We start from the raw sequence: 23,136 nt of genomic DNA on the forward strand, positions 1-23,136 counted from the left end.
CTCAGCCCGCCGACACCCCGTTGGCGGACGCTTCCGGCCCCAGGGCGCCGGAGCGGTAGCGCCCCGGGGACAGTCCGAACTCGCGCTTGAAGGCGTTGGCGAACGCGAACTGCGAGGAGTAGCCGACGCGGGCGGCGACGGCGGAGATGGGGGCGTCGTCCTCCTGGAGCATCCGCCCCGCCGCGGTCAGCCTCCACCAGGTCACGTACCCCAGCGGAGGCATACCCGCCATCGCGGTGAACCGCCTGGCGAACGCGGCCCGGGACAGGCCCGCCCGCTCGCCCAGTTCCGCCACCGTCCAGGGGTGGGCGGGATCGTTGTGCACGGCCTGCACCGCGGCGTACACGGCCGGGTCGCGCATCACACCCAGCCAGCCGCGGGACGCCGCGTGCCGGTTCTCCTCGATGTAGGTGCGCAGGATGTAGACCAGCAGCATCTCCAGCAGGGAGGGGACGATCGCGTCCGTTCCGGGGCGGGTGCGGTCCAGTTCCGCGCCCAGGAGCTCCACCGCCGCACCCAGTTCGGTGCGGGCACCCACCCTGGCGGGCAGGTGGACCAGCCGGGGCAGTTCGGCCAGCATCGGGTGCGGTCGCGCCGTACAGGTGGAGTAGGACCCGCCCAGGGTGACGCACGAGGGTCCCCCGTGCCCGCTCTTCCCGACCGCGGCCGCCCCGAAGCGCGGTCCGGAACCCCGCGGCCCGCACACCAGCTCGGTCACCGGGCCACCGGAGGCCTCCGCGTCCCGGAGGGCGCGGGGGAGGACGTCGCACAGGTCCTGCACGGGCGAGGCCGCCTCCTCCGACAGCACGTGGCCCTGGCCGTTGGGCAGGAACGCGATGTCGCCCACGCCCAGGTGCAGGGGTTCCTCGCCTTCGAGGGTGAGGACGCAGGATCCCTGGAGGACCACCTGGAAGCCGACACCGGACACCGCGGGGAAGCGCATACCCCAGGGCGAGTGCCATTCGACCCGGGAGGCGTTGGGGCGGCCGGTCCGCACGGTGCTGATCACGTCGCTGAGCACGTCCATGGCGCCATCGTATCCTCGGGGCTTCTCCCGGTGGACGATGGAGTATCGGAACAAGCTTTTCGAGCATGGGAAGTCTCTTCCGAAACCCTTAGCGTTGCGTTCGAGTCCCGACGACGAAGGAGTTCCCATGACCGCCGCACCCGCCGCACCCGCCGCACCCGCCGCACCCGCCGCACCCGCCGAGGCCCGCCCGCGCTCCCCCTGGCGTCCGCGCCTCATCGCGGTCGGCGCCGCCGCGCTCCTCAACGCCCTCCTGGGCCTGGTCGCGCCCCTGCTGGGCGCGGACATGGTGACGGCCCCGGAGGGGGCCGAACCCATGACGCTCAACGCCGTCCCGCTGATCCTGTTCAGCGTCGTCTTCGCGCTCATCGGGTGGGGCGCGCTGGCCCTGGCCGAGCGCTTGCTGGGCCGCCGGGGCCTGATCGCGTGGACCGTCGTCGCGGTGCTCTTCACCCTGGTGTCGTTCCTGCCGTCGCTGTCGGTGAACGCGACGGCCGCCACGGAGGCCGTCCTGGTCGCCTCGCACGTGGTGGTCGCGGCGATCGTCATCCCGGTCTTCTGGAAGACCTCGCCGACCGCCTGAGCACGGGCCCGCCCCGGGCGGATCCGGGGGCGCGCGACATGCGGGAGGGCCGGTGGCCCCGCGGTCACCGGCCCTCCGGATGCGCCCTACAGCCTGGAGGCGGCCGCCTCGTCGAGCCAGAAGACGGTCGAGTCGGTGCCGCGGGCGGCGGCGACCGGGGCCTTGTTCCGGTCGGTGCCGTCAAGGCCCAGGCGCACGGCCTCGGCCTTGGACTCGCCCGAGGCCAGGATCCAGACCTGGCGTGAGGAGTTGATCGAGGGCAGGGTCAGCGTGATGCGGGTCGGCGGCGGCTTGGGCGAGCCGTGCACCGGCGCCACCGCGGCCTCGTCCTCGTTGACCTGCGGCAGCCCCGGGAACAGCGAGGCGATGTGCGCGTCCGGGCCCACGCCCAGGAGGCACACGTCGAAGGCCGGGACCGGTCCCTCACCGCGCGCCGCCACGGCCAGCTCCCGCGAGTAGCGGGTCGCCGCGTGGGCGGCGTGGTCGCCGTCCATGCCGTCGGAGGCGGGCATCGGATGCACCTGCTTGGCCGGGATGCCGATCGCGTCGATCAGCGCCGCGCACGCCTGCGTCTCGTTGCGGTCCGGGTGCTTGTCCGGCAGGAACCGCTCGTCCCCCCACCAGAGGTGGACGTGGGACCAGCCGATGCCCGCCTCGGCGGAGTGGTCCCGGACGGCCTCGAGGGTGGCGATGCCGATCCCGCCCCCGGTCAGGACCAGGTGGAACGTGCGCTTGTCGGCCTCGGCGCGCACGATCTCGTCGACCAGCCGCAGGGCCACGTCCTCGGCGAGCGACGTGGCGTCGGCGTGCCGGACGATCCGCGGTGTGCTCATACTGTGCTCCCCGTGGGCAGCGACCCCAGGTGGCGGGCCGCGCTCTCGTAGATCTCGTCGGCGTCCAGGCGGCGCAGCTCCTCGGCCAGGGCCTGGGCCGCGCCGCGCCGGGCCAGAGCCACCGTCTGGTCCGGCTGGCCGAACCGCGACAGGGTGGCGGTGCGGCCGTCGGCCCGGGAGATCGCGATGTCCCCCTGGTCGGTGACCAGCCGTACCTCGGTCAGCCCGGGCCCGTGTGAGACCTCGCGCTCCACGGGCACCTCCAGCCGGTCCGAGAGCCACGCCGCCAGCAGTTCGGCGCTCGGGTAGTGCGACTCGGCCGTCACCCTGGCCGAGGTGACCCAGCCGCAGGGCTGGTCCATCGCGCTGGCCAGCAGCGAGCGCCACGGGGTCAGCCGCGTCCAGGTCAGGTCCGTGTCACCCGGACTGTAGTGGGACACCCGCTCGACCAGGTCCCCCAGCGGGTCCGGTGCGCGCAGAGCGTCGGTGATCCTTCTCTGGGCCAGTCGGCCGACCGGGTCCTGCGCCGGGTCGAGCGGACCGGCGCCCGGCCACCACACGACCACGGGCGCGTCCGGCACCAGGAGCGGGGTGACCACCGAGTCGGGGTGCTCGCCCAGCGGGCCGTACAGCCGCAGCAGCAGCGCCTCCCCGGGCCCGGAGGTGCCCGGGCGGCGGATCTCGGCGTCGATGGCGGGTTCGGCGTCCGGGTCGCGGCGGATCAGCGCGATCACCCGCGAGGGGTGTTCGAGCCCGGCCTCGGTGGCGGCGCGCACCGCGTCGTAGTGGTCGGCCTCGTCGGTGACGATGATCAGGGTGAGCACCATGTTCATCGCACCGCCGCCGACGCTGAGCCGCTCGGCCATGAGCGCTTCGGTGATCTGGGCGGTGGTGGTGCGCGGCAGGTAGAGCGTCATCGGTTCCTCCCGACGTGGTCGTTGCCGGTCACGGGCGCCGCCACTGGCGGCCGTCGCGGGCCAGGAGCCGCTCCGCCGACTCCGGACCCCAGGTGCCCGACCCGTACTGCTCCGGGCGGCCCGCCTTGGCCCAGTACTCCTCGACCGGGTCGAGGATCCGCCAGGACAGCTCCACCTCCTCCTGGCGCGGGAACAGCGGCGGGTCGCCGATGAGCACGTCCAGGATGAGCCGCTCGTACGCCTCCGGGCTGGCCTCGGTGAAGGACTGGCCGTACGCGAAGTCCATGCTGACGTCGCGCACCTCCATGCTGGCTCCGGGCACCTTGGAGCCGAACCGCAGCGTCACGCCCTCGTCGGGCTGGATGCGCAGCACCAGGGCGTTCTGGCCCAGTTCGCTGACGTCGGTGCGCGGGAACAGCTGCTGGGGCGCGCCCTGGAACACCAGGGCCACCTCGGTGACCCGGCGCCCCAGCCGCTTGCCGGTGCGCAGGTAGAACGGTACCCCCGCCCAGCGGCGGGTGTTGACCGCCAGCTTCAGCGCGGCGTAGGTCTCGGTGACGGAGTCGGCCGGGATGCCCTCCTCCTCGAGGTAGCCGCGCACGGCGGCGCCGCCCTGCCAGCCGGTCGCGTACTGGCCGCGCGCGGTCCCGGTCTCCAGGTCGTCGGGCAGCGACACCGCCGCCAGCACCTTCTCCTTCTCGGCGCGGATGGCGTCGGCGTCGTAGGAGATGGGCTCCTCCATCGCCACCAGCGCCAGCAGCTGGAGCAGGTGGTTCTGGATGACGTCGCGGGCCGCGCCGATGCCGTCGTAGTAGCCCGCGCGGCCGCCCACGCCGATGTCCTCGGCCATGGTGATCTGCACGTGGTCGACGTAGCCGCGGTTCCACAGCGGTTCGAACAGGGTGTTGGCGAACCGCAGCGCCAGGATGTTCTGGACGGTCTCCTTGCCCAGGTAGTGGTCGATGCGGAACACCGACGACGGCGGGAACACGTCGTCCACCACCGCGTTGAGCTCCTGGGCGCTGGCCAGGTCGTGGCCGAAGGGCTTCTCGATGACGACCCGGCGCCAGGGCCGGACCCCCTCCGGGCCCGCCTCGGGCGGCTCCGCCAGCCCGGACCGCTTGAGCTGCTTGACCACGGTCGGGAACAGCTTGGGCGGCAGGGACAGGTAGAACGCGTAGTTCCCGCCGGTGCCGCGGGCGGCGTCCAGCTCGCGGACGGTGTCCGCGAGCCGGTCGAAGGACTCGTCGTCGTCCAGTTCGCCCTGCACGAACCGGACGCCCTCGCTGAGCTGGCGCCACACGTCCTCGCGGAACGGGGTGCGCGCGTGCTCGCGGACGGCCTCGTGCGCCTGGGCGGCGAAGTCCTGGTCCTCCCAGTCGCGGCGGGCGAACCCGACCAGGCCGAAGCCCGGCGGCAGCATCCCGCGGTTGGCGAGGTCGTAGATGGCCGGGAGGAGTTTCTTGCGGGCCAGGTCGCCCGTGACGCCGAACAGCACCAGGACGCTGGGCCCGGCGATGCGCGGCAGTCTTCGGTCGAGGACGCTGCGGAGCGGGTTGGGCACCGCTCCCGGCATCACCGGTTCTTTCACGGTTCTCGCTCTTCCTGTCGAGAGTGGCCGGTGGGTCGTGATGCGTACCGCCCGCGCCCCGAGCCGGGGCGCGGGCGGGATGCCGGTGGCCGTACGGGTCAGGCGGCCGACTTCAGCTTGGCGGAAAGCCCCTCCAGAAGGCTCTCCCAGGAGTCGATGAACTTGGTCACGCCCTCCTGCTCCAGGAGGCCGAACACCTCGGTGAGGTTCACCCCGGCGTCCTCCAGGGCGGCGAAGTCCGCGTGGGCGCGCTCGTAGGTGCCCAGGACGGTGTTGCCGGTGACCTCGGCGTGGTCGGCGGTCGCGTCGAGGGTCGCCTGCGGCATCGTGTTCACGGTGCCGCGCGCCACCAGTTCGGTGACGTAGGCGGTGTCCGGGTAGGCGGGGTCCTTGACGCCGGTGGACGCCCACAGCGGACGCTGCGGGGTGGCGCCCCGCGCCTCCAGGGCCTTCCACTCGGCGCTGGAGAACACCTCCTCGTAGGCCTGGTAGGCGAGCCGGGCGTTGGCGATCGCCGCCTTGCCCAGCAGGGCCTTCGCCTCGTCGGTGCCGATGGCCTTGAGGCGCTTGTCGACCTCGCTGTCCACCCGGCTGACGAAGAAGGAGGCCACCGACTGGATGCGGGACAGGTCGTGGCCGTTGGCCCGGGCCAGCTCCATGCCCTCCAGGAAGGCGTCCATCACCTGGCGGTAGCGGGCCAGGGAGAAGATCAGCGTGACGTTGACGCTGATGCCCGCCCCCAGCACGCGGGTGATGGCGGGCAGCCCCTCGGCGGTCGCCGGGATCTTGATCATCAGGTTGGGCCGGTCCACCAGCCACCACAGCGCCTTGGCCTCGGCGACCGTGCGCTCGGTGTCGCGGGCCAGGCGCGGGTCGACCTCCAGGGAGACCCGGCCGTCGACGCGGTCGGTGGCGTCGTAGACGGGGCGCAGGGTGTCGGCGGCCCACCGGATGTCGTAGGCGGTGAGCAGGCGGACGGCCTCGTCCACGGAGACGCCGCGGCGGGCCAGTTCGCGGACCTGCTCGTCGTAGGCGTCGCCTTCGGCGAGGGCCTTGTCGAAGATGGTCGGGTTGGAGGTGACCCCGGTCACCTTGTGCGTGGACATCAGGTCGGCCAGGTTGCCGGTGCGAAGGCGTTCGCGGCTGATGTCGTCCAGCCATACGGAAACGCCCGCGTCGGCCAGGGCCTCAAGCGGCTTGCTCATGGTGTGTGCGCCTTTCCTCTCGCGGGGAGTGCGGGTCCCGCCGGACGCGCCCGGCGGGACCCGCGACGTCAGCGGCCGGCCTTGGCGGCGCTGGTGCGGACAGCGGCGACGACGGCCTCGGCGGTGATGCCGAACTTCTCGTACAGGGTCTGGTAGGGCGCGGAGGCCCCGAAGTGCTCCAGGGACACCGACTCGCCCGCGTCGCCGACGTAGGAGCGCCAGCCCATGGCGATCCCGGCCTCGACGGACACGCGGGTGCGCACCGACGACGGCAGGACCTCCTCGCGGTACTCGTCGTCCTGGGCCTCGAACCACTCCACGCACGGCATGGACACCACGCGGGTGGGCGTTCCGTCCGCCTCCAGCTCGGTGCGGGCGGCCAGGGCCAGCTGCACCTCGCTGCCGGTGGCGATGATGATCGCCGCGGGGGTGCCGCCGGTCGCCTCGGCGAGGATGTAGCCGCCCCTGGCGGCGCCCTCGGCCGGGGCGTACTCGGAGCGGTCCAGCACCGGGACGTTCTGGCGGGTCAGCGCCAGGGCGGCCGGGCCTTCGGAGGACTCCAGGACGCGGCGCCAGACCACGGCGGTCTCGTTGGCGTCGGCCGGGCGGATCACGTCCAGCCCCGGGATGGCGCGCAGCGACCACAGGTGCTCGACCGGCTGGTGGGTGGGGCCGTCCTCGCCCAGGCCGATGGAGTCGTGCGTCCACACGTAGGTGACCGGCAGCTTCATGATCGCGGCCAGGCGCACCGACGGGCGCATGTAGTCGCTGAACACCAGGAAGGTGCCGCCGTAGGGGCGGGTGGGGCCGTGCAGGGCGATGCCGTTGAGGATCGAGCCCATGCCGTGCTCGCGGACGCCGAAGTGCAGCACCCGGCCGTACGGGTTGCCCGGGAACATCGAGCTGGCCCTGTCGAAGGGCAGGAACGACGGCTCGCCCTTGGGCGTGGTGTTGTTGGACCCGGCCAGGTCGGCGGAGCCGCCCCACAGCTCGGGCAGCAGGGGCGCGACGGCGGTGAGGACCGCGCCGCTGGCGCTGCGGGTGGCCACGCCCTTCTCGCTGGGCTCCCAGGTGGGCAGCGCCTTCTCCCAGCCCTCGGGCAGCTTGCCGGACTGGAGCCGGTCGAACAGCTCGCCCCGCTCGCCGGCGCCGCGCCGCCACGCCTGGAAGTGCTCCTCCCACTCGGCGCGGGCGGTGCGGCCGCGCTCCAGCGCCGCGCGGGTGTGCTCGAGGACCGCCTCCTCGACGTGGAACGGCTCGTCGGGCAGGCCCAGGATCGCCTTGGTGGCGCTGATCTCGTCGGCGCCGATGGCCGCGCCGTGGATGGCGCCGGTGTTCTGCTTGTTGGGCGCGGGCCAGCCGATGACGGTGCGCAGGCGGATGAACGTGGGGCGCTCGGTGTCCGCGTTGCCGCGCCGGATCGCCTCGAACAGGGCCTCGACGTCCTCGACGTACTCGCCGGTGGCGCTCCAGTCGACCTCCTCGACGTGCCAGCCGTAGGCGCGGTAGCGCTCGGCCACGTCCTCGGAGTGGGCGACGCGGGTGTCGTCCTCGATGGAGATCCGGTTGTCGTCCCAGATGAGGGTGAGGTTGCCCAGGTTCTGGGTCCCGGCCAGGGCGCTGGCCTCGTGGCTCACGCCCTCCTGCACGTCCCCGTCGGAGCAGATGGCGTAGACGTGGTGGTCGAAGGGGCTGGTCCCGGGGCCGGCGTCGGGGTTGAACAGGCCGCGCTCGCGACGGGCCGCCATGGCCATGCCGACGGCGTTGCCGACGCCCTGTCCGAGGGGTCCGGTGGTGGTCTCCACGCCCGGGGTGTGGCTGAACTCGGGGTGACCCGGGGTGCGGCTGTCCCACTGGCGCAGCGACTTGAGGTCGTCCAGGCCCAGGCCGTACCCGGCCAGGTAGAGCTGGATGTACAGGGTCAGGCTGGAGTGGCCGGCGGAGAGCACGAAGCGGTCGCGGCCCACCCACTCGGGGGCGGCCGGGTCGTGCCGCATGACCTTCTGGAACAGCAGGTAGGCGGCGGGGGCCAGGCTCATCGCGGTGCCGGGGTGTCCGTTACCCGACTTCTCTACGGCGTCCATCGCCAGGGCGCGGACCGTGTCGACGGCGCGGCGGTCGAGGTCCGACCACTCCAGGGCCTGCGGGGTGTGGGCGTTCACGGACTCTCGTTTCTCCTTCTCGGGCGCGTCCCTCGGGCTCGGGCGCGCGATCGGTGTCGCATCGGTCGTCGGCACCGCCGCCGGGCACCCCCGACGACCGCCACCGGGGCGGGAGCGTCAGGGGGAGGGCGGGGTGACCTGCGGTTGTGCGCGGCCGCCGGACCGCGGTGCCGGAGACTCCGGCGGAGATGCGCCGGGCCGTGCGGTGCCGCTGACCGGTTCGGCCGACTTCGAGCCTATCGCCCGTACCCGGGGATGTCGTTGCCCGACACCGCACATCGGGGCCGGTGGGGCGGTCGGGGAGGGCGCGTGGCGACTGGCGGGGGGCGGGGGCGTGTGCGACCCTGCTGTCACCCGGCGCCGCCGCCGACCGCCGCGAGGTACCGGAGGACCTGGGACTTTCGCATCAGAGGGGGCTGGTCATCGGCCCCCGCGAACAAGTACTACAGTATGTCGTTGACGGGGTTTCCGCCGATCCTGACGCTTTCGTCGGTCCGCCCGACCCCGCGTGGCGAGCAGTGTCGAAGTCCCTAGACTTGTCGAGGTATCCGCGTGTCTGAAACCGAGCCGGTGCCCCCCGTGGCAACGCGAGCGAGCCGTCCGGCCGTGAGGACGCGGTGACCCATGGCCCTCGCTGACCCCGCGCCCCGCACCACGTCCGACGCCGCCCCCGAGGCCCCCCGCAAGGCCTCCCTCGGCGGGTACGTGCGTGCCTATGTCGCGCTCTCCAAGCCCCGCGTCATCGAGCTTCTGCTCATCACGACCATCCCGGTGATGTTCGTCGCCGCCGGCGGCGTCCCCCCGCTGTGGACCGCCGTGTACACGCTGCTGTTCGGCACCATGTCGGCGGCCAGCGCCAACGCGATGAACTGCTACATCGACCGCGACATCGACCGTGAGATGCGTCGCACCCGCCAGCGGCCGGGGGCGATGGCCCTGGTGACGCCGCGGGGCGCCCTCGTCTACGGCCTGGTCCTGGCGGTCGGCTCCACCGTCGGCTTCGCCGTGCTGGTGAACCTGCTGTCGGCGCTCCTGTCGGTCTTCGCCATCGCGTTCTACATCTTCGTCTACACCCTGCTGCTCAAGCGCCGCACCGCCCAGAACGTGGTGTGGGGCGGCATCGCCGGGTGCATGCCGGTCCTCATCGGCTGGTCGGCCGTCACCAACAGCCTGGACTGGGCGCCGTTCGTGCTCTTCCTGGTGGTGTTCTTCTGGACGCCGCCGCACACGTGGACGCTGGCCATGCGCTACCGGGAGGACTACGCGCAGGCCAAGGTGCCGATGCTGCCGGTGGTCGCCGGCGACCGCCGCGTGCTGCTGGAGTGCGTCCTGTACAGCTGGGCCACCGTGATCGTGTCGCTGGTCTTCTGGCCCGTCGCCGGGACCACCTGGTTCTACGGCGCCGTGGCGCTCGTGCTCGGCCTGCTGCTGGTCGTCCAGGCCCACCGGCTGCTCCAGCGCTCCCGCGCCGGGGTGAGCGGGGCCAAGCTCAAGACGATGGGCTTCTTCCACCTCTCCAACGCCTACCTGGCGCTGCTGTTCGCGGCCGTGACGGTCGACCCGCTGATCGCGAACCTGCTGGCCTGACCGGCCCCCGGACACCGTGCGGCGGCGCCCCCCGGGGGCGCCGCCGCACCGTTGCGACCGGGGCCCTCAGCGGAGCGGGCGGACCTCGGCGAGGAAGCAGCCGAACACCACCGCGCGCACGTGCACCAGCGCCACCCCGGGGTCGGCGAACAGCTCCGCCAGCAGCCCGTCGACCTCAGCCGCCCGCTCGGCGGGCAGGTCCACCAGCCGGCCGCCCCGGATGCGCCCCCGGGCGTCGTAGGCGCGCAGCACCCGCGGGGACCCGTGCAGCGCGACCGGATACGCGGTGCCCTCCGGCCCGCCGCACGGCTCCCCGTGCACGAAGACCGGCCCGACCTCGTCGTAGGGGCCGGGGTCCACGCCGCGCTCGCGGGCCCAGCCCCGCAGCGGTGCGTAGGAGACGAGCATGACGCGCTCCCCGGCCCGGCTGTGCCGCAGGCAGCAGCGCAGCGGGGATCCGCCCTCCTGGTCGGTGAAGGCCTCCGGGACGCGTCCGGCGTCGTCGCCGGCGCGCAGCCGCTCCAGGACGTGCGGGGCGATCGCCCGGGTCTCGTGTGCCGCGGTCGTCGGAACGGTCGGTGTCATCGGGTTCATCGTGCTCATGACCAGAGCATCGCCCGACCGGGACCGCGGTACCGGCGGTCATCGGACATCTCATTCCCGCCGTGTTCCCGCCGGGCCGCACTCCTGTCACAGGAGCCCGCTATAACCTCAGACATGTCCACGACCTCCCCACATGTCACGGAACCGATCTGGACCGAGGGTCCCGACGGCTACTCCCTGGCCATCGAGGGCGACACCCTCGCCTGCCGCAACGCCAAGGGCAAGCGGCTCAAGACGGTTCCCAGGAAGGTGCGCGAGTCCGAGCAGGCCCGGCACCTGGCCGACGTGCTGCTGTGGCTGGAGCGCCACGAGCGCGACTGCGCCGCCCGCGTCGAGTCCTGGCTGCTGGGGTCCCTCCCCGTCCCGGCCTCCGTGCTGGCCCGCGTGTGGCCCGACCCCGCCTGGCGGGTCCTGCTCACCGACCTGTACGTCGCGCCCGAGGGCGGCGGCGAGGGCGGTTTCCTGCGCGGCGTCGACGAACGGGGACGCGCCGGCGTCCTGGACCTGGACGCCGAGACCACCTGGCTGGAGGCGGACCGGGTCGTCCCCCTGCACCCCGTCCTCGTCGAGGACCTGGACGACGTGCGCGAGTTCGCCCTCGAACTGGGCATCACCCAGCGGCTGCCCCAGCTCACCCGCCAGATCCACCGACTCCCCGACAGCCTCGACGCCGACGCCACCCGGGTGGACGACTACGCGGGCGGGCGCTTCGAGGAGCTGCGCCACGCCGCCGGCCTGGCCCAGCGCCACGGCTTCCCCGTCCGCGGCGGCTACGCCACCTGCCGCGTCGTCGAGGGAGGGCGGCCGGTGCAGGCCCGCTACTGGATCGGCTCCGACGCCCCCGACTGGGAGACCGAGACCGGCCCCCTGGTGTGGGTGGACGACGACGAACACGTCCTGAGGCTCTCCGACGTTGGCCCCGTCGCCTGGTCCGAGGGCGTGCGCATGGCCGAGCTCGTCCACGCGGGCCGCAAGAACACCGAGGAGAAGAAGTGACCACCCCCAGCGAAGCCCTCCTCGACGCCGGCCTGGCCCCCCTGGACGCCTCCGTCGACGGGCACACCGACACCGTGTCCGCCCGCGTCTACACCCATCCCGCCCTGGGCGGCCGCGCGGTCGTGCGACTGCTCCCCGACGCGCTGGCCCCCGCCGAGGACTCCGCCATGGACTTCCTCGGGTTCGCCGAGGGGGAATCCTCCGAGCCCCTGGCCCTGACGCGTCCGCGCGGCCTGGGCTACCCCGAGTGGGCGCTCGTCCACGACCCCGACCGGCGCGTCCGGGCGCTGGCCCTGGTCCGCCCCATGGAGAAGGCCGCCCGGCTGGCCGCCACCCGCCCCGGCCCCGCCGCGGACGAGTTCGCGCGCATCGCCGCCGAGGTGCCCATCCCGCACCTGCCCGCCTTCTGGGAGCAGGCCGGACGGTCCTTCCTGGCCGCCGGGAACGCCCGCACCGCCGCCGTCATGTTCGGCCGGGCGCGCGAGGCCGAGCAGGTGTACAGCCTGCCCGTGGACGAGGCCACCCGGCGCGAGTCGTTCCTGGAGTTCGCGTTCGCCGGGGCCCTCACCGTCAAGGCCCTGACCGCCCACGCCGCCGAACTGTCCGGCCGCTACGCCGCCGAGCGCGCCTACACCGAGTTCCGCGAGCTGGCCGTGCGCCGCACCCTGGGCGGGCTGCCGCCGTGGACCGGCCTGCTCAAGCAGATGCGCTCCCTGGCCAGGGCCGCCGGGATCGACCAGGCCGGGCAGGAGCGGGAGCTGCTGCGCGAGCTGCTGTCCGTCCCCGCCACCTCCTCCGCCCCCGAGGGGTTCTGGAAGGCCGCCCGCGCCTCCCTGGTCGCCCTGGGCCGGGAGGACACCGAGGTGGCCCGCGCCCTGCTGGGCATGTTCGTCGACGCCAGGGGCTACGAGGACACCGGCTTCCACTCCTGGTGGCTGGAGCTGCTGTCCGACGCCGGGTCCGTCGACCTGCTCGCCGACCCCGCCCAGGCCGTGCCCGGCGGTGCGGCCGGATGGCTGAGCCGGATGATCGGGCACACCCGCGGCTGGCACCGGGCTCTGCCCTCCGGATTCCTGGACCTGACCGTCCGCATCGCCGACCGGCTGCGCGCCGACGGGGCCCCCGTCGACATCGCCGGCTCCCGTGCCTCCTACTCGGCGAACATCCCCGCCGACCTGCTCGACCTGTGCCTGGAACTGGGCGTCCCCGTCGTCTGCCAGGCCGGGCGCCGCCGTCTCGACCTGGAGGCCTGGGTGGACCACCCGCGCGGCGGACCCCGCCGCGACCTGCGGTTCCTGCGCTCCGACCCCGCCTGGGAACCCCTGGTCGGGGAGGCCGTCGCCTCCTACGCCGGGGGGTACGGCGGGCGCCGCCGCGCGCAGCGGGTACTGGAGGACCTGCTGCCCCACGAGTACCTGCACCCCTACGTCGAACGGCGGCTGGACGCGCTCACCGGCGCCCTGGGCGGCGGGCTCCTCCAGGTCCGCGAGGGCCTGGAGGCCCTGCGCGGCGCCGTCACGGGCGAGGTGTTCCGGACCTTCCCCGAGCACCTGGAGCGCCTGGCCGCCCTGGACGTCGCCGACCTGCTGGCCGCCACCCTCAGCGCCGGGATCATCGACGAGTTCAGCTGGCCCGCACTGGAGGAGGCCGCCCGCGACCTGGGCGCCCGCGGCGGCGGGGGGACCCGCCTGCTGGGCACCGCGAGCTGGCCGTACTACACCCTCACCTCCGAGGAGCGGGCCATCGCGGTGGGGCCGCAGGGCCGCGTGGCCGAGCACGTGCTCTCCCTGCCCCGGGGGGCGGACGACCCCGTCGCGCTCTACGTCCAGGACCGGTTCCTGGTGGGTTACTCCCTCGACCACGACTGGTACGGCTACTGGTCCGACGCCCCCGGCGAGCGGCTCTCCTTCGACTACTCGTCGGTGGTCTACGGCAGCCGGTGGCGCAACGACCTGCCCGGTGGCGCCCTGCTCACCGCCGACGGCGCCCGGATGAACGGCGAACGCGCGCTGCGCGCCGGAGACCCCGGCGGCCCCCGCGACCGGCACGTGCTCTCCGACGGGCACACCTACTGGACCGTCCGGGACGGCGGGAACGGCCTGGTCGAGGTCGACCCCGCCACGGGCGAGCGGGGCCGGGAGAGCCTGCCGGCCTTCCTGGAGGACCTGTCGCCGGGTCCGGGGGAGCAGTTGAAGGAGACACTGTCCAGCCTGGTGCCGCTGCCCGGGCCCGTCTCCGGCGGTCCGCTGGGCGACGCCGAGGGCCCCGCCGGGTTCGCGGTGCTGTTCGGCGACGACGCCCGCCGGATCGTCGCCACCGACGGCCGCGCACTCGAGATCCGGCCCACCGGGGAGTCGAGGAACCGCCTTCCCTCGCCGATCGGCCTGTTCACACCGCCCGGCGGCCGCACCCGCGCCCTGGCGGTCGACAACGGCGTGACCCTCCTGGACGCTCAGGGCCGCCGGATGTGGAACTGCCACACCGGCGGCTCCTGCGACTGCACCGCCAAGTGGGGCACGCCCTACCTGCCGCCGACGCAGTTCTGGTACTTCATGGCCCCGCGCGACACCGAGGCCTCCGCGCGTCTGCGCACCCTGCGGGGCCCCGACCTCAAGGACCTGCTCGCCGCCGTCGCCTCCGAGCACGAGGCCGTCCGCAGAGCCCCCGTCCGGGGGCGGCGCACCGCCGGGGCCGGGAACCCCTCCGCGGGTCCGGTGACCGCGTTCACCGTGGAGGAGAAGATGCCCCGCAGCCGGGAGGCGGCGCAGGCCGCACTCTCCGGCGGCGGTGGGACGTGCGACACCGGAGTGGCCGACGGCGTCGTGGGCCTGGCCTGCTCCGCCGTGCTGCTCCGCCGCGAGCTGGACGAGTACCTCGAGGCCGTGGGGAAGGCGGGGGAGACCGTCGACTCCGGGCCCGAGGCCGAGGCGCTGCTCACCGCACTCGGCCGCTTCCTGCCCCTGCGGGCGACCGGGAACGGGGACGTGCGCGGCCACATCGAGGCCACGTCGCGCTTCCTGCGCGGGGAGGGCGGCACCGAACTGCTGGCCGGGCGGCCGCGCGCCACCCTCGACTGGTCCGGGCTCCCCGGGGCGGTCGGACAGCTGGCCTGGTCGGCGGCCTCCCCGCTGACCGGTGAGGAGGAGCGCGCCGCACTGACCGACTTCCTCACCCGCTGGGCCGGCACCGTGTTCGCCGACCCCGACGTCGAGCTGGACCTGGGGGCCGTGGTCTCCGCGGAGGAGCACGACCCGGCCGCGGTGGGTACCGGCGGCGGCCGCAGGGCCGGGCTCGGCCTGGTCCCGGACCTCTCCGGCCGGCCTGGGAGCAAGGACGAGAAGCGCTCCCAGTGGTTCGCCGAGGTCAGGTCCGCAGACCCCCTCCCCCTGCCCGGGGGGCTGCGCGAGGTGGACCGCACCCGGGTCGCCCCCGGCTGGGGCACCGCCGGGACGATCACTGCGTTCCTGTCCGCCCTGGCCGAGAACGGGCCTCTGACCTGGGACGACGAGGCGATCGGGGTGCTCTCCGAGCGCACCGGCCTGCCCTCCGAGGCCGCGGTCCTGCTCCTGCACCAGCGCTTCGACGCGCACGCGGTCTCCACTCAGGACCGCAGGTCGCTGGGCCTGAACGAGGCCCGGGTCGATATCGGCGTCGAGGAGCTCGGCGCGGGCCGTCCGGACCGCGGACTGTGGTCGGCGCTGTACCGCGACGCCCTGCCCGGCCCGGAAGGGCTCGCCGAGCTGTGGTCCCCGGCCGGGACGCGCGCCGCCGCCGAGCGGATCGCCGACGCCTGGAACCGACTCCGGGGTCCGCGCCCACCGCTGCCGGAGACCGTGCTGGACGCCCTCGACGCCCCCTGGCGGCCCGCCGGACCCGGCGCGGTGCGCCTGCTGGCGGACCCCTCCGTCCACCCCGCCCTGGCCGGGGACGTCCGCAGCCGCCTCACGGTCCAGGAGAGGCACGGGCGGACCGTCATCGGGCTGGAGTTCGAGCCCGAGCAGGGACGGGACCTGGCAGGACTGCTCCAGGAGTTCGCCCTGCTGATCCCCTGGGCGTACACCGAACTCCCCGCGGGAGACCCGGTCCGCGAGGCCGTCCCCGGACTGCTGAGGACCGTGCGCGCCCGCCTGGACGCCCCCGACCTGCTGCTGCACGCCACCACCCTCTGGCGGGAGGACCACGGGGGCCTCCTCGAGCGGATCGGCGGGGAGCCCCATCCGGTGTCCGGCAGGGACGGCGCCGCCGCCGAGGGTACCGACAACGGGACCGTGGTCGCGGTCGTGTCGGACTACTCGCTGCACCTGTGGTTCCGCCCCGCCCGCTTCGGCGACGAGGTGGAGGCCCGCGCGCTGCGGGCCCTGCTCCAGGAGGGCGAGCACCCCTCCTACCGCCACTCCGCGGTCAAGGTGGTGGACCTGCTGCGCAGCCCCGGGTTCACCGCGATCGCCGAGCGCATCGCCTCCGGGGGACTGCCCGCGGGCTCCCGCGAGTACGACCCGGCCGCCTCCGTGCCGGACCTGCTCACCGAGGCCGCGGGTGTGCACGGGCTGTCCGAGGACGCCGCCCGGCTCTACCTCCAGCTGCTCGCGGTCCTGGAGCCGACCGACAAGAAGGTCCGTGCCCTCAACGGGTGGACCCTCGCCCGGCACAGGAGGGCCCAGGTCGAACTGCTCGAACGCGACCTGGTCATGACCGCCAAGCGGGCGCGGGCCGGACGCACGGTCTTCCTGCCCGGCGAGTGGACCGACATCAAGCAGGGGCCCGACCTGCCCTTCGAGACATGGAAGGCGCCGCTGTACGGCCTCACCCGGGTCGGCGGCGGTGTCTCCGGGCCCCTCTCCGGCCGCCACCTGCCCGTACGCCCGGTCCCGGAGATCTTCACCGAGGCCTGGCGGCGTACCCGTGAAGGCGACGCCCCCGGCATGTGAGCCCCCGCCCCGGCCCCGGTGCGACCCGCCGGGGCCGGGCCCCGACCCCCTGCCCCGAACCGACACCTCCGAGGAGCCCGCGGTGCCCGAACCCGCCACCGACGTGCAGATCGAACCCGCCGAGCGGCACCATGCCGGGGAACTGGCCTTCCTGGCCGCCCACGACACCGGACCGCGCCCGCCCGGCTGGGCGCTCACCCCCCGCGCCGTCGTGACCTTCATCGCCGGGAGCGGCGGGGAGCGGCTGCGGCTGCCCGCCCCCGTCGACGGGCTGCCCGACGCCCTGGAGATCCCCGCCAAGTTCGTCGGCGACCGCTCCCTGGTGGAGCGCTGCGTCGTCACCCTGGCCGGGGAGCGCGGCCTGCTCCTGGTCGGCGAACCCGGCACCGCCAAGTCCATGCTGTCCGAGCTGCTGGCCGCCGCGGTCTGCGGCACCGGCGCGCTCACCGTGCAGGGCACCGCGGGCACCAGCGAGGAGCACCTGCGCTACGGCTGGAACTACGCGCTGCTGCTCGCCAAGGGCCCCGTCCCCGAGGCCCTGGCCCCCTCCCCGGTGCTCACCGCGATGCGCACCGGCCGCCTCGCCCGGGTCGAGGAGGTCACCCGGTGCCTGCCGGAGGTGCAGGACGCCCTGGTGTCGATCCTGTCCGACCGGCGGATGTCCGTCCCCGAGCTCGGCGACGAGGGCACCTTCCACGCCCGGCCCGGGTTCAACGTCATCGCCACCGCGAACCTGCGCGACCGCGGGGTGTCGGAGATGAGCGCCGCGCTCAAGCGCCGCTTCAACTTCGAGGTGGTGCCGCCCATCGCGGACCCGGCCGCCGAGGTGGCGCTGGTCCGGGAGCGGGCCGGTGCCGCCCTGGCCCGCCACGGGCACGCGCTGCCCGTGGACGACGCCGTCCTGGAGGCCCTGGTCACCGCGTTCCGGGACCTGCGCTCGGGGACATCGGCGGAGGGCTGGCCGGTGGAGCGGCCCACCACGGTGATGAGCACCGCCGAGGCCGTCGGCGTCACCACCTCCCTCGGGCTGCAGAGCGCCTACCTGGGGGTGACCGACCCGCTGTCGCTGCTGCCCGGGTACCTGCTGGGCGCGGTCCGCAAGGACGACCCGGAGGACCAGGGACGGCTGCTCGCCTACTGGGACTCCACCATCCGCCACCGCGCCGAGAACGGCGCGCGCATGTGGCGCCGCCTGTACGAGCTGCGCCACGTGCTGGGGGAGTGAGTTGACCACCGCCCCCGAGGCCCCCGAGGCCGTGCTCGAGGCGCTGGCCGGGTGCGCCGCCCCCTACCTGGTGGGGGTGCGCCACCACTCGCCGGTGCTGGCCGCGGCGGTGCCCGCGCTGCTGGACGCCGCCGATCCGGACGCCCTGTTCGTCGAGCTCCCCTGGGAGGCCGGACCGTGGCTGGACTGGCTCGCCCACCCGGCCACCGAGGCCCCCGTCGCCCTGGTGTTCGGCGACCCCGACGGGGGCGGCCACGCCTTCTACCCGTTCGCGGACTTCTCGCCGGAGCTGGCGGCGCTGCGCTGGGCCCGGGCCCGCGGTGTCCCGGTGCACGCCGTCGACCTGCCGGTCGCGGTCGCGGTCCCGGGGGAGGCCCCGGACGCGGACCCGGGCCTGTCGCGGGCGCTGCTGCGCGCCGCCGGGGTGGAGGACGGCGAGGAACTGTGGGACCGCCTGGTGGAGGCCCGCTCCTACGGCGCCGACCCCGAGCGCGTCCGCCGCGCCGCCCTGGCCCTGGGCTGGGCCCACCGCGCCGCCGACGCCGGGGGGCCGGGCCCGCGCGACCGCGCCCGCGAGGCGTGGATGCGCCGCCGCATCGCCGAGGTCGGGGCGGCCCGGCCGGCGGCCGTGGTGGGTGCCTACCACGCCGCCGCCCTGCTGCCCGACCCCGACCGCGCGGCCCTGCGCCACCTCCTCGCCGCCGACCCCGTCGACACCGCCGCCGGACCCGCCGGTGCCGGCGCCCCGCAGGCGCGCGGCCCGGCCGCGCCGCCCTCCGCCCCGCCCACCGGGGCCGCCTGGCTCGCGGTACCGGAGAGCCCGATCGACCTCCCCGCCGCCGCAGAGGTACCCGTGCCCGCACCCGGGGAGCACACCGACGGTGTGGTCAGCGCCCTCATCCCCTACACCTTCGCCCTCCTGGACTCCCGGTCGGGCTACCCCGCGGGGATCCGCGACCCCGAGTGGCAGCAGGACGTGCACACGGCGGGCGGCGTCCCCCACGCGGTGGAGGAGGCCGCGATCCGCCGACTGGCGGGGATCGGCGCCGGGCTGCGCGCCGACGGCCACGTGTGCGGCGTGCCCGACACCGCGGCCGCCTACCGCCTGGCCCGAGACCTGGCCGCCCTGCGCGGACTGCCCGCACCGGGCCGCCGCGAGCTCGTCGAGGCGCTCACCACGGCGCTGGCCCAGGGCGAACCGCTGGGGCGCGCCCGGGCCCTGGCCCGCGCCGCCCGGCGCGAACTCATCGGCTCCCGCCGCGGACGCCCCGCCCCGGACGCCCCCGCCTCCGGCCTGGGCGTGCACGTCGCCGCCCTGGCGGCCCGGCTGCGGCTGCCGGGCCCCGACGACGACCCGCGCGAGCTGCGCCTGGACCCCGAACGCTCCCCGCTGGACCGCGAACGGCACATCGCCCTGCAACGCGCGTCCGCCGCGGGCATCGCCTACGCCGAACCCGTGGAGTCCGCGGGCCCCACCACCGACGGCGAGACCCTGGGGCGCACCTGGCGGGTCCGCTGGACCCCCTCCACCGGGGCCACGCTGGAACTGGCCTCCTGTTACGGCACCACCCTGGAACAGGCCGCACGCGGCCGCCTCGCCGCCCGGCTGCGCGACCAGGAGGGGGACCTCGCCCCCGGAACCGCCGGCGACCTGCTCACCCGGGCCGCCGAGTGCGCACTGCCGGACCTGGCCGCCGAACTGGGCGCCCGGATCCTCGACGAGGTGCTGCCCCGGGCCGGTCTGACCGACGCCGTCACCCTCCACGACCGCCTCCAGCGGATCGTCGCCGGGCGGGTCCCCGGTCTGCCCGAGGCGCCCGGGTCCCTGGTACGGCTGCGCTCCCGGCTCGCCGAGGCCGCCGTCGCGTCCGTACCGGGCATGGCCGGCGCCACCGGCCGCGCCGACGCCGAGTCGCTGCTGCGTGTGGTGCGCATGGTCCAGGACCAGGCCTCCCTGCCCGGCGCGGTCGGACCCCAGCGGCTGCTGTGGCAGCTGCGCTCCCTGCTCACCGGCGGCGGGCCGCTCGCCCAGGGCGCGGCCCTGGCCGCACTGCTCCTCCTCGACGCCGCCCGGCCCGGGGAGGCCGCCGCCCGCCTGGCCGGCTGGGCGGACGACGCCTCCGACGGCGTCGCGTCGGCCCGCCGCCTCACCGGCGCCCTGGTGGTGGCCGCCCCGGTGCTGGAGGCCGATCCGGCGCTGCTGGACACCCTCACCGAGCGCGTGGAGGGCTGGGACGACGCCGGGTTCCTCGCCCGGCTGCCCGCGCTGCGCGAGGGGTTCGACGCGCTGTCCGCCGCGGCCCGCGGCCGTTTTCTGGACGCGGTCGCCGAACGCCTCGGCGAGGTGGACGCGGACCTCGACGTCCCCGCGGCCCTGGCCGCCGCCCTCGCCGACGCCGACACCACCGCCCGCACCGCCGTGAGCACCCTCCTGCCCGCTTTCCTCGCCACCGCCACCACCTCCGAGCGCCCCGGCACGGACCCGCGCCGAGGCACCGCCGCCCCGGCGGGAGGAGGACCCGGCGCGGTCCCGGACACCCCGCCGGAGGGGGGAGCCGGCCCCGCGCACCGCGCCATCGGTGCCGCCGACCGCTGGCGGCTCGTGCTCGGCCGCGAACCGCGGGGAGGGTCCGCCCCCGCGCGGCGCGCGGCCCTCGCCCTGGACGAGCTCTACGGGCGCGGCCACGGTGAAGGCTCCCAGGACCCCACCGGGGGCCGGGGCCGCCCCGAACCCGCGCCCCGGGAATGGTCCGACGAACTCGAGGCGCTCTTCGGCGCCACCGTGCGCGAGGAGGTCCTGGGCCGGGCCGCCGAACGCGGCCGCGGCGACGTCCTCGAGCACCTGGACCCCGAGACCGTCACCCCCTCGGTCGACCTCCTCGAACAGGTCCTCTCCCTGGCCGGCGCCCTGCCCGAGGCCCGACTGGCCCGGCTGCGGCCCCTGGTCAGGCGCATCACCGACCGGCTCACCGCCGAACTGGCCCGCCGCCTGCGCCCCGCCCTGACCGGCCTGTCCGTGCCCCGCCCCACCCGCCGCCGGGGAGGCCGCCTGGACCTGGGCCGCACCGTCCGCGCCAACCTGCACACCGTCCGCCCCGGCCCGGACGGGCCGCTGCTGCTCCCAGAGCGGCCGGTGTTCGCCACCCGCGCCCGGCGCAGCGCCGACTGGCACGTGCACATCGTCGTGGACGTCTCCGGGTCCATGGAGCGCTCCACGATCCACGCCGCCCTGGTCGCCGCGATCCTGCACGGCCTGCCCGCGCTGAGCGTCTCCCTGACCGCCTTCTCCACCGAGGTCGTCGACTTCACCGACCGGGTCCACGACCCCCTGGCCCTGCTGCTGGAGGTCTCGGTGGGCGGCGGCACCGACATCGGCGCGGCCCTGGCGCACACCCGCTCCGCCGTCCGCGTGCCGGGCCGCACCATCGTCGCCCTCATCACCGACTTCGAGGAGGGCGGCAGCCTCGCCCGCACCCTGGCCGAGGTGCGGGCCCTGGCCTCCGGCGGCGTCCACCTCCTCGGCCTGGCCGCCCTCGACCACGGCGGCGCACCCGTGTACAACCGCGCCATCGCCTCCTCCTTCGCCGACGCCGGGATGCCGGTGGCGGCGCTGGGACCGGAGGAGCTGGCGGCGTGGATCGGCGAGAAGGTGCGCGGTTGACCACCCTGGAAGGACCCCCGATGACCGACCGGCCCCGCATCGCCCCCGAGCTGCTCGCCGCCCTGGTGGAGGCGGCCCCCGCCCGGGTGCGCCGCAAACTCGACGCCGCGCCCGGTGCCGCCCGGGAGTGGACGTGGACCCCGGACGGCGGAACGTGGACCGTCGCCGCGGGCGGCGAGACCGTCACCCTCACCGGCGCCGAGCTCACCGACCCCGGCCAGGCCGCGTGCACCTGCCTGCTCTCCCCGCGCTGCCTGCACCTGCTGTCGGCGGTGTCCCTGCTGGACACCACGCCCGACGACGGCCCCGCGGAGGACCCGGCCGCGCCCGACACCCCCGGCACCGCGAACGCCCCGCAGGAGGACCGCACGCCCGACCCCCTGTCCGAGCCCGTCGGCCCGGACGACGCCGCCCGCGCCGCGGCCCGCGCCGCGTGGAACGCCGCCGCCCGCGCCCTGGCCTCCGGGGTCCGCGCCGCGGGGTCCTCCGGGCGCGCCGAACTGCTGCGCGCCTCGGCCCTGGCCCGCGCCGCCCGCCTGCCCCGCCTGTCCGCCCTCTGCGTCGCGGTGGCGGCCGGGCCGCGCGACCACCCCACCGCCGACTTCGACCTGTCCGCCTACACCGCCGACCTCGGCGCCCTGCTCGACCTGGCCTGGCGGCTGGGCGGCGGTCCCGCGGGCGACCGCCCGGCCCCCACCCGGGCCGACGTCGGCGTGGGGCGGCGCGCCTACACCGAGATCGGGTCGCTGCGCCTGTACGGGCTGGGCTGTGAACGCGTGGTCACCGCCTCCGGGTACGCGGGCGTGGTCACCCACCTGGTGTCGGTCGCGGACGGGGTGCCCCGGCGGTGGAGCGTCGCCAATATCGCGCCGGGCGGGCCCGAGCGGGCGGCCGCCGCGCACGGCGCCCGGGTCTCCTTCGGGGGGACCGCGCTGAGCCACCGCGACCTGGGGCGCGCGGCCCTGGTCGCCCAGCGCGTCGGGGCCGCCGCCGACGGGCGGCTCAGCGGCATGTCGGCCACCACGGCCGCCACCGCCCAGGCCCCGGCCTGGGACGAGGGACCCCTGGCGGTGCTCTGGGAGCGCCCGGTCGCGGAGCAGATCGCCGACGCCCTGGTGGCCCAGGGCGCACCCGCCCGCCGCAGCGGCGCCGACCTGGTCTTCGCCGAGTGCACCGTGACCGGGCCCCATCCGGAGGGCGCCGAGGCGACGGCCGGCGGCCGTCACCTCGTCCTGGCCGCCGACGGCGCCCGGGACCCGCTGCGCGCCCGCAACCTGGCCCGGATCGCCCGGGAGCCGGGGTCGGTGCTGCGGGTCATGGCCCGTCCGGTCCTGGAACGCCCCGGGCGCCTGGTGCCGATCACCGCCGACGGCCTGCCGGACCTGCCCCCGGCCCGGCGCGGCCGCGCCGACCTGTCCCTGGACACCCTGCGCTGGGCGGACCCCGTCGCGGCGGCCCCGCCGCCCCGGCCGGAACCCGTGCCGCCGCCCGCCGCCGACCCCGGGACCGCGGTGCTCGCCCGCGTGCTGGGCCGACTGGCCGAGGCGGGCCGGGAGGCGGCACCCGCCGACCCGGGCGGCCCCGGGGCCCGGATGCGCGACCGCCACCTGCCCACCGGAGCCGACCTGCTCGCCGCACTGACGGAGGCCGCACGCGAACGAGTGCGCACGGCGACGGGGGAGTCGGCGGCGCCGCCTCCGGACCGGCTCGCCCTGGCCTGGCTGGCCGCCTCGACCTACCTCACCGCGGTCCGCCACCGCCTGCACACCCTCGCCTGGGGCGTGTGACCGGCACCGGACGGCCCGGCGGGTGGGCGCC

General features: G+C 75.6%; 14 protein-coding genes. 7 read left to right on the plus strand and 7 right to left on the minus strand.

Annotated features, from left to right (window positions below; all coding sequences use genetic code 11):
- Position 1: 1 nt before the first annotated feature.
- Entirely contained in the window at positions 2-1,027 is a 1,026-nt protein-coding gene (locus tag ACSUPR_RS25620) for an AraC family transcriptional regulator (RefSeq protein ID WP_436887262.1), read from the minus strand.
- Positions 1,028-1,154: 127 nt separating this feature from the next.
- Here ACSUPR_RS25620 and ACSUPR_RS25625 point away from each other — a divergent pair, with 127 nt between their 5' ends.
- The gene (locus tag ACSUPR_RS25625) at positions 1,155-1,610 is read left to right on the plus strand and encodes a DUF6069 family protein (protein WP_436887263.1); all 456 of its coding nucleotides are present in this window, start codon (positions 1,155-1,157) and stop codon (positions 1,608-1,610) included.
- A gap of 86 nt (positions 1,611-1,696) precedes the next feature.
- Here ACSUPR_RS25625 and pgl read toward each other — a convergent pair whose 3' ends face one another.
- The 5 genes from pgl to tkt all read right to left on the minus strand — a co-directional run bounded on the left by pgl (position 1,697) and on the right by tkt (position 8,318).
- The gene (gene pgl / locus ACSUPR_RS25630; protein ID WP_436887264.1) at positions 1,697-2,443 is read right to left on the minus strand and encodes a 6-phosphogluconolactonase; all 747 of its coding nucleotides are present in this window, start codon (positions 2,441-2,443) and stop codon (positions 1,697-1,699) included.
- Positions 2,440-3,360: a glucose-6-phosphate dehydrogenase assembly protein OpcA gene (locus ACSUPR_RS25635; RefSeq protein ID WP_436887265.1), complete on the minus strand. Its 921-nt coding sequence runs from the start codon at positions 3,358-3,360 to the stop codon at positions 2,440-2,442. The genes pgl and ACSUPR_RS25635 overlap by 4 nt, the downstream gene beginning before the upstream one ends.
- A gap of 28 nt (positions 3,361-3,388) precedes the next feature.
- Complete coding sequence (gene zwf / locus ACSUPR_RS25640; RefSeq protein WP_436892152.1) at positions 3,389-4,936, minus strand: glucose-6-phosphate dehydrogenase; 1,548 nt, start codon at positions 4,934-4,936, stop codon at positions 3,389-3,391.
- Positions 4,937-5,049: 113 nt separating this feature from the next.
- A complete protein-coding gene (gene tal / locus ACSUPR_RS25645) occupies positions 5,050-6,156 on the minus strand; it encodes a transaldolase (protein ID WP_436887266.1) in 1,107 nt (368 codons plus the stop codon).
- A 68-nt stretch (positions 6,157-6,224) separates the two neighbouring features.
- The gene (gene tkt, locus ACSUPR_RS25650; RefSeq protein WP_436887267.1) at positions 6,225-8,318 is read right to left on the minus strand and encodes a transketolase; all 2,094 of its coding nucleotides are present in this window, start codon (positions 8,316-8,318) and stop codon (positions 6,225-6,227) included.
- A 624-nt stretch (positions 8,319-8,942) separates the two neighbouring features.
- On the opposite strand from tkt, the gene ACSUPR_RS25655 reads away from it, so the two are divergent.
- Positions 8,943-9,905 carry a heme o synthase gene (locus ACSUPR_RS25655; protein ID WP_436887268.1) on the plus strand — a complete coding sequence of 321 codons (963 nt, stop codon included), beginning with the start codon at positions 8,943-8,945 and terminating at the stop codon, positions 9,903-9,905.
- A 66-nt stretch (positions 9,906-9,971) separates the two neighbouring features.
- Here the strand turns inward: ACSUPR_RS25655 and ACSUPR_RS25660 are convergent, their stop codons facing one another.
- Positions 9,972-10,508, minus strand: coding sequence for a DUF1203 domain-containing protein (locus tag ACSUPR_RS25660; protein ID WP_436887269.1), 537 nt, complete (start codon positions 10,506-10,508; stop codon positions 9,972-9,974).
- Positions 10,509-10,622: 114 nt separating this feature from the next.
- On the opposite strand from ACSUPR_RS25660, the gene ACSUPR_RS25665 reads away from it, so the two are divergent.
- From ACSUPR_RS25665 to ACSUPR_RS25685, 5 genes are all read left to right on the plus strand, one after another.
- Entirely contained in the window at positions 10,623-11,504 is an 882-nt protein-coding gene (locus ACSUPR_RS25665; RefSeq protein ID WP_436887270.1) for a DUF4132 domain-containing protein, read from the plus strand.
- Positions 11,501-16,432, plus strand: coding sequence for a hypothetical protein (locus tag ACSUPR_RS25670; RefSeq protein ID WP_436887271.1), 4,932 nt, complete (start codon positions 11,501-11,503; stop codon positions 16,430-16,432). Before ACSUPR_RS25665 ends, ACSUPR_RS25670 begins: the two co-directional genes overlap by 4 nt.
- 82 nt (positions 16,433-16,514) lie before the next feature.
- A complete protein-coding gene (locus ACSUPR_RS25675; RefSeq protein ID WP_436887272.1) occupies positions 16,515-17,657 on the plus strand; it encodes an ATP-binding protein in 1,143 nt (380 codons plus the stop codon).
- A gap of 1 nt (position 17,658) precedes the next feature.
- Positions 17,659-21,318, plus strand: a complete 3,660-nt coding sequence (locus ACSUPR_RS25680; RefSeq protein ID WP_436887273.1) for a DUF5682 family protein — start codon at positions 17,659-17,661, stop codon at positions 21,316-21,318.
- A gap of 20 nt (positions 21,319-21,338) precedes the next feature.
- Entirely contained in the window at positions 21,339-23,105 is a 1,767-nt protein-coding gene (locus tag ACSUPR_RS25685) for a hypothetical protein (RefSeq protein WP_436887274.1), read from the plus strand.
- The last annotated feature ends 31 nt before the right edge of the window (positions 23,106-23,136 follow it).

It is taken from the genome of Nocardiopsis dassonvillei (genome assembly GCF_964273065.1).
GTDB lineage: Bacteria > Actinomycetota > Actinomycetes > Streptosporangiales > Streptosporangiaceae > Nocardiopsis > Nocardiopsis dassonvillei_B.

What these genes read in the sequence shown, in the direction of transcription:
- ACSUPR_RS25655 (WP_436887268.1), top strand. Translation starts at nt 8,943, where the DNA reads ATGGCCCTCGCTGACCCCGCGCCCCGCACCACGTCCGACGCCGCCCCC.
- pgl (WP_436887264.1), bottom strand. Translation starts at nt 2,443, where the DNA reads ATGAGCACACCGCGGATCGTCCGGCACGCCGACGCCACGTCGCTCGCC.
- zwf (WP_436892152.1), bottom strand. Translation starts at nt 4,936, where the DNA reads ATGCCGGGAGCGGTGCCCAACCCGCTCCGCAGCGTCCTCGACCGAAGA.
- ACSUPR_RS25625 (WP_436887263.1), top strand. Translation starts at nt 1,155, where the DNA reads ATGACCGCCGCACCCGCCGCACCCGCCGCACCCGCCGCACCCGCCGCA.
- ACSUPR_RS25635 (WP_436887265.1), bottom strand. Translation starts at nt 3,360, where the DNA reads ATGACGCTCTACCTGCCGCGCACCACCACCGCCCAGATCACCGAAGCG.
- ACSUPR_RS25620 (WP_436887262.1), bottom strand. Translation starts at nt 1,027, where the DNA reads ATGGACGTGCTCAGCGACGTGATCAGCACCGTGCGGACCGGCCGCCCC.
- tal (WP_436887266.1), bottom strand. Translation starts at nt 6,156, where the DNA reads ATGAGCAAGCCGCTTGAGGCCCTGGCCGACGCGGGCGTTTCCGTATGG.
- ACSUPR_RS25660 (WP_436887269.1), bottom strand. Translation starts at nt 10,508, where the DNA reads ATGAGCACGATGAACCCGATGACACCGACCGTTCCGACGACCGCGGCA.
- ACSUPR_RS25685 (WP_436887274.1), top strand. Translation starts at nt 21,339, where the DNA reads ATGACCGACCGGCCCCGCATCGCCCCCGAGCTGCTCGCCGCCCTGGTG.
- ACSUPR_RS25665 (WP_436887270.1), top strand. Translation starts at nt 10,623, where the DNA reads ATGTCCACGACCTCCCCACATGTCACGGAACCGATCTGGACCGAGGGT.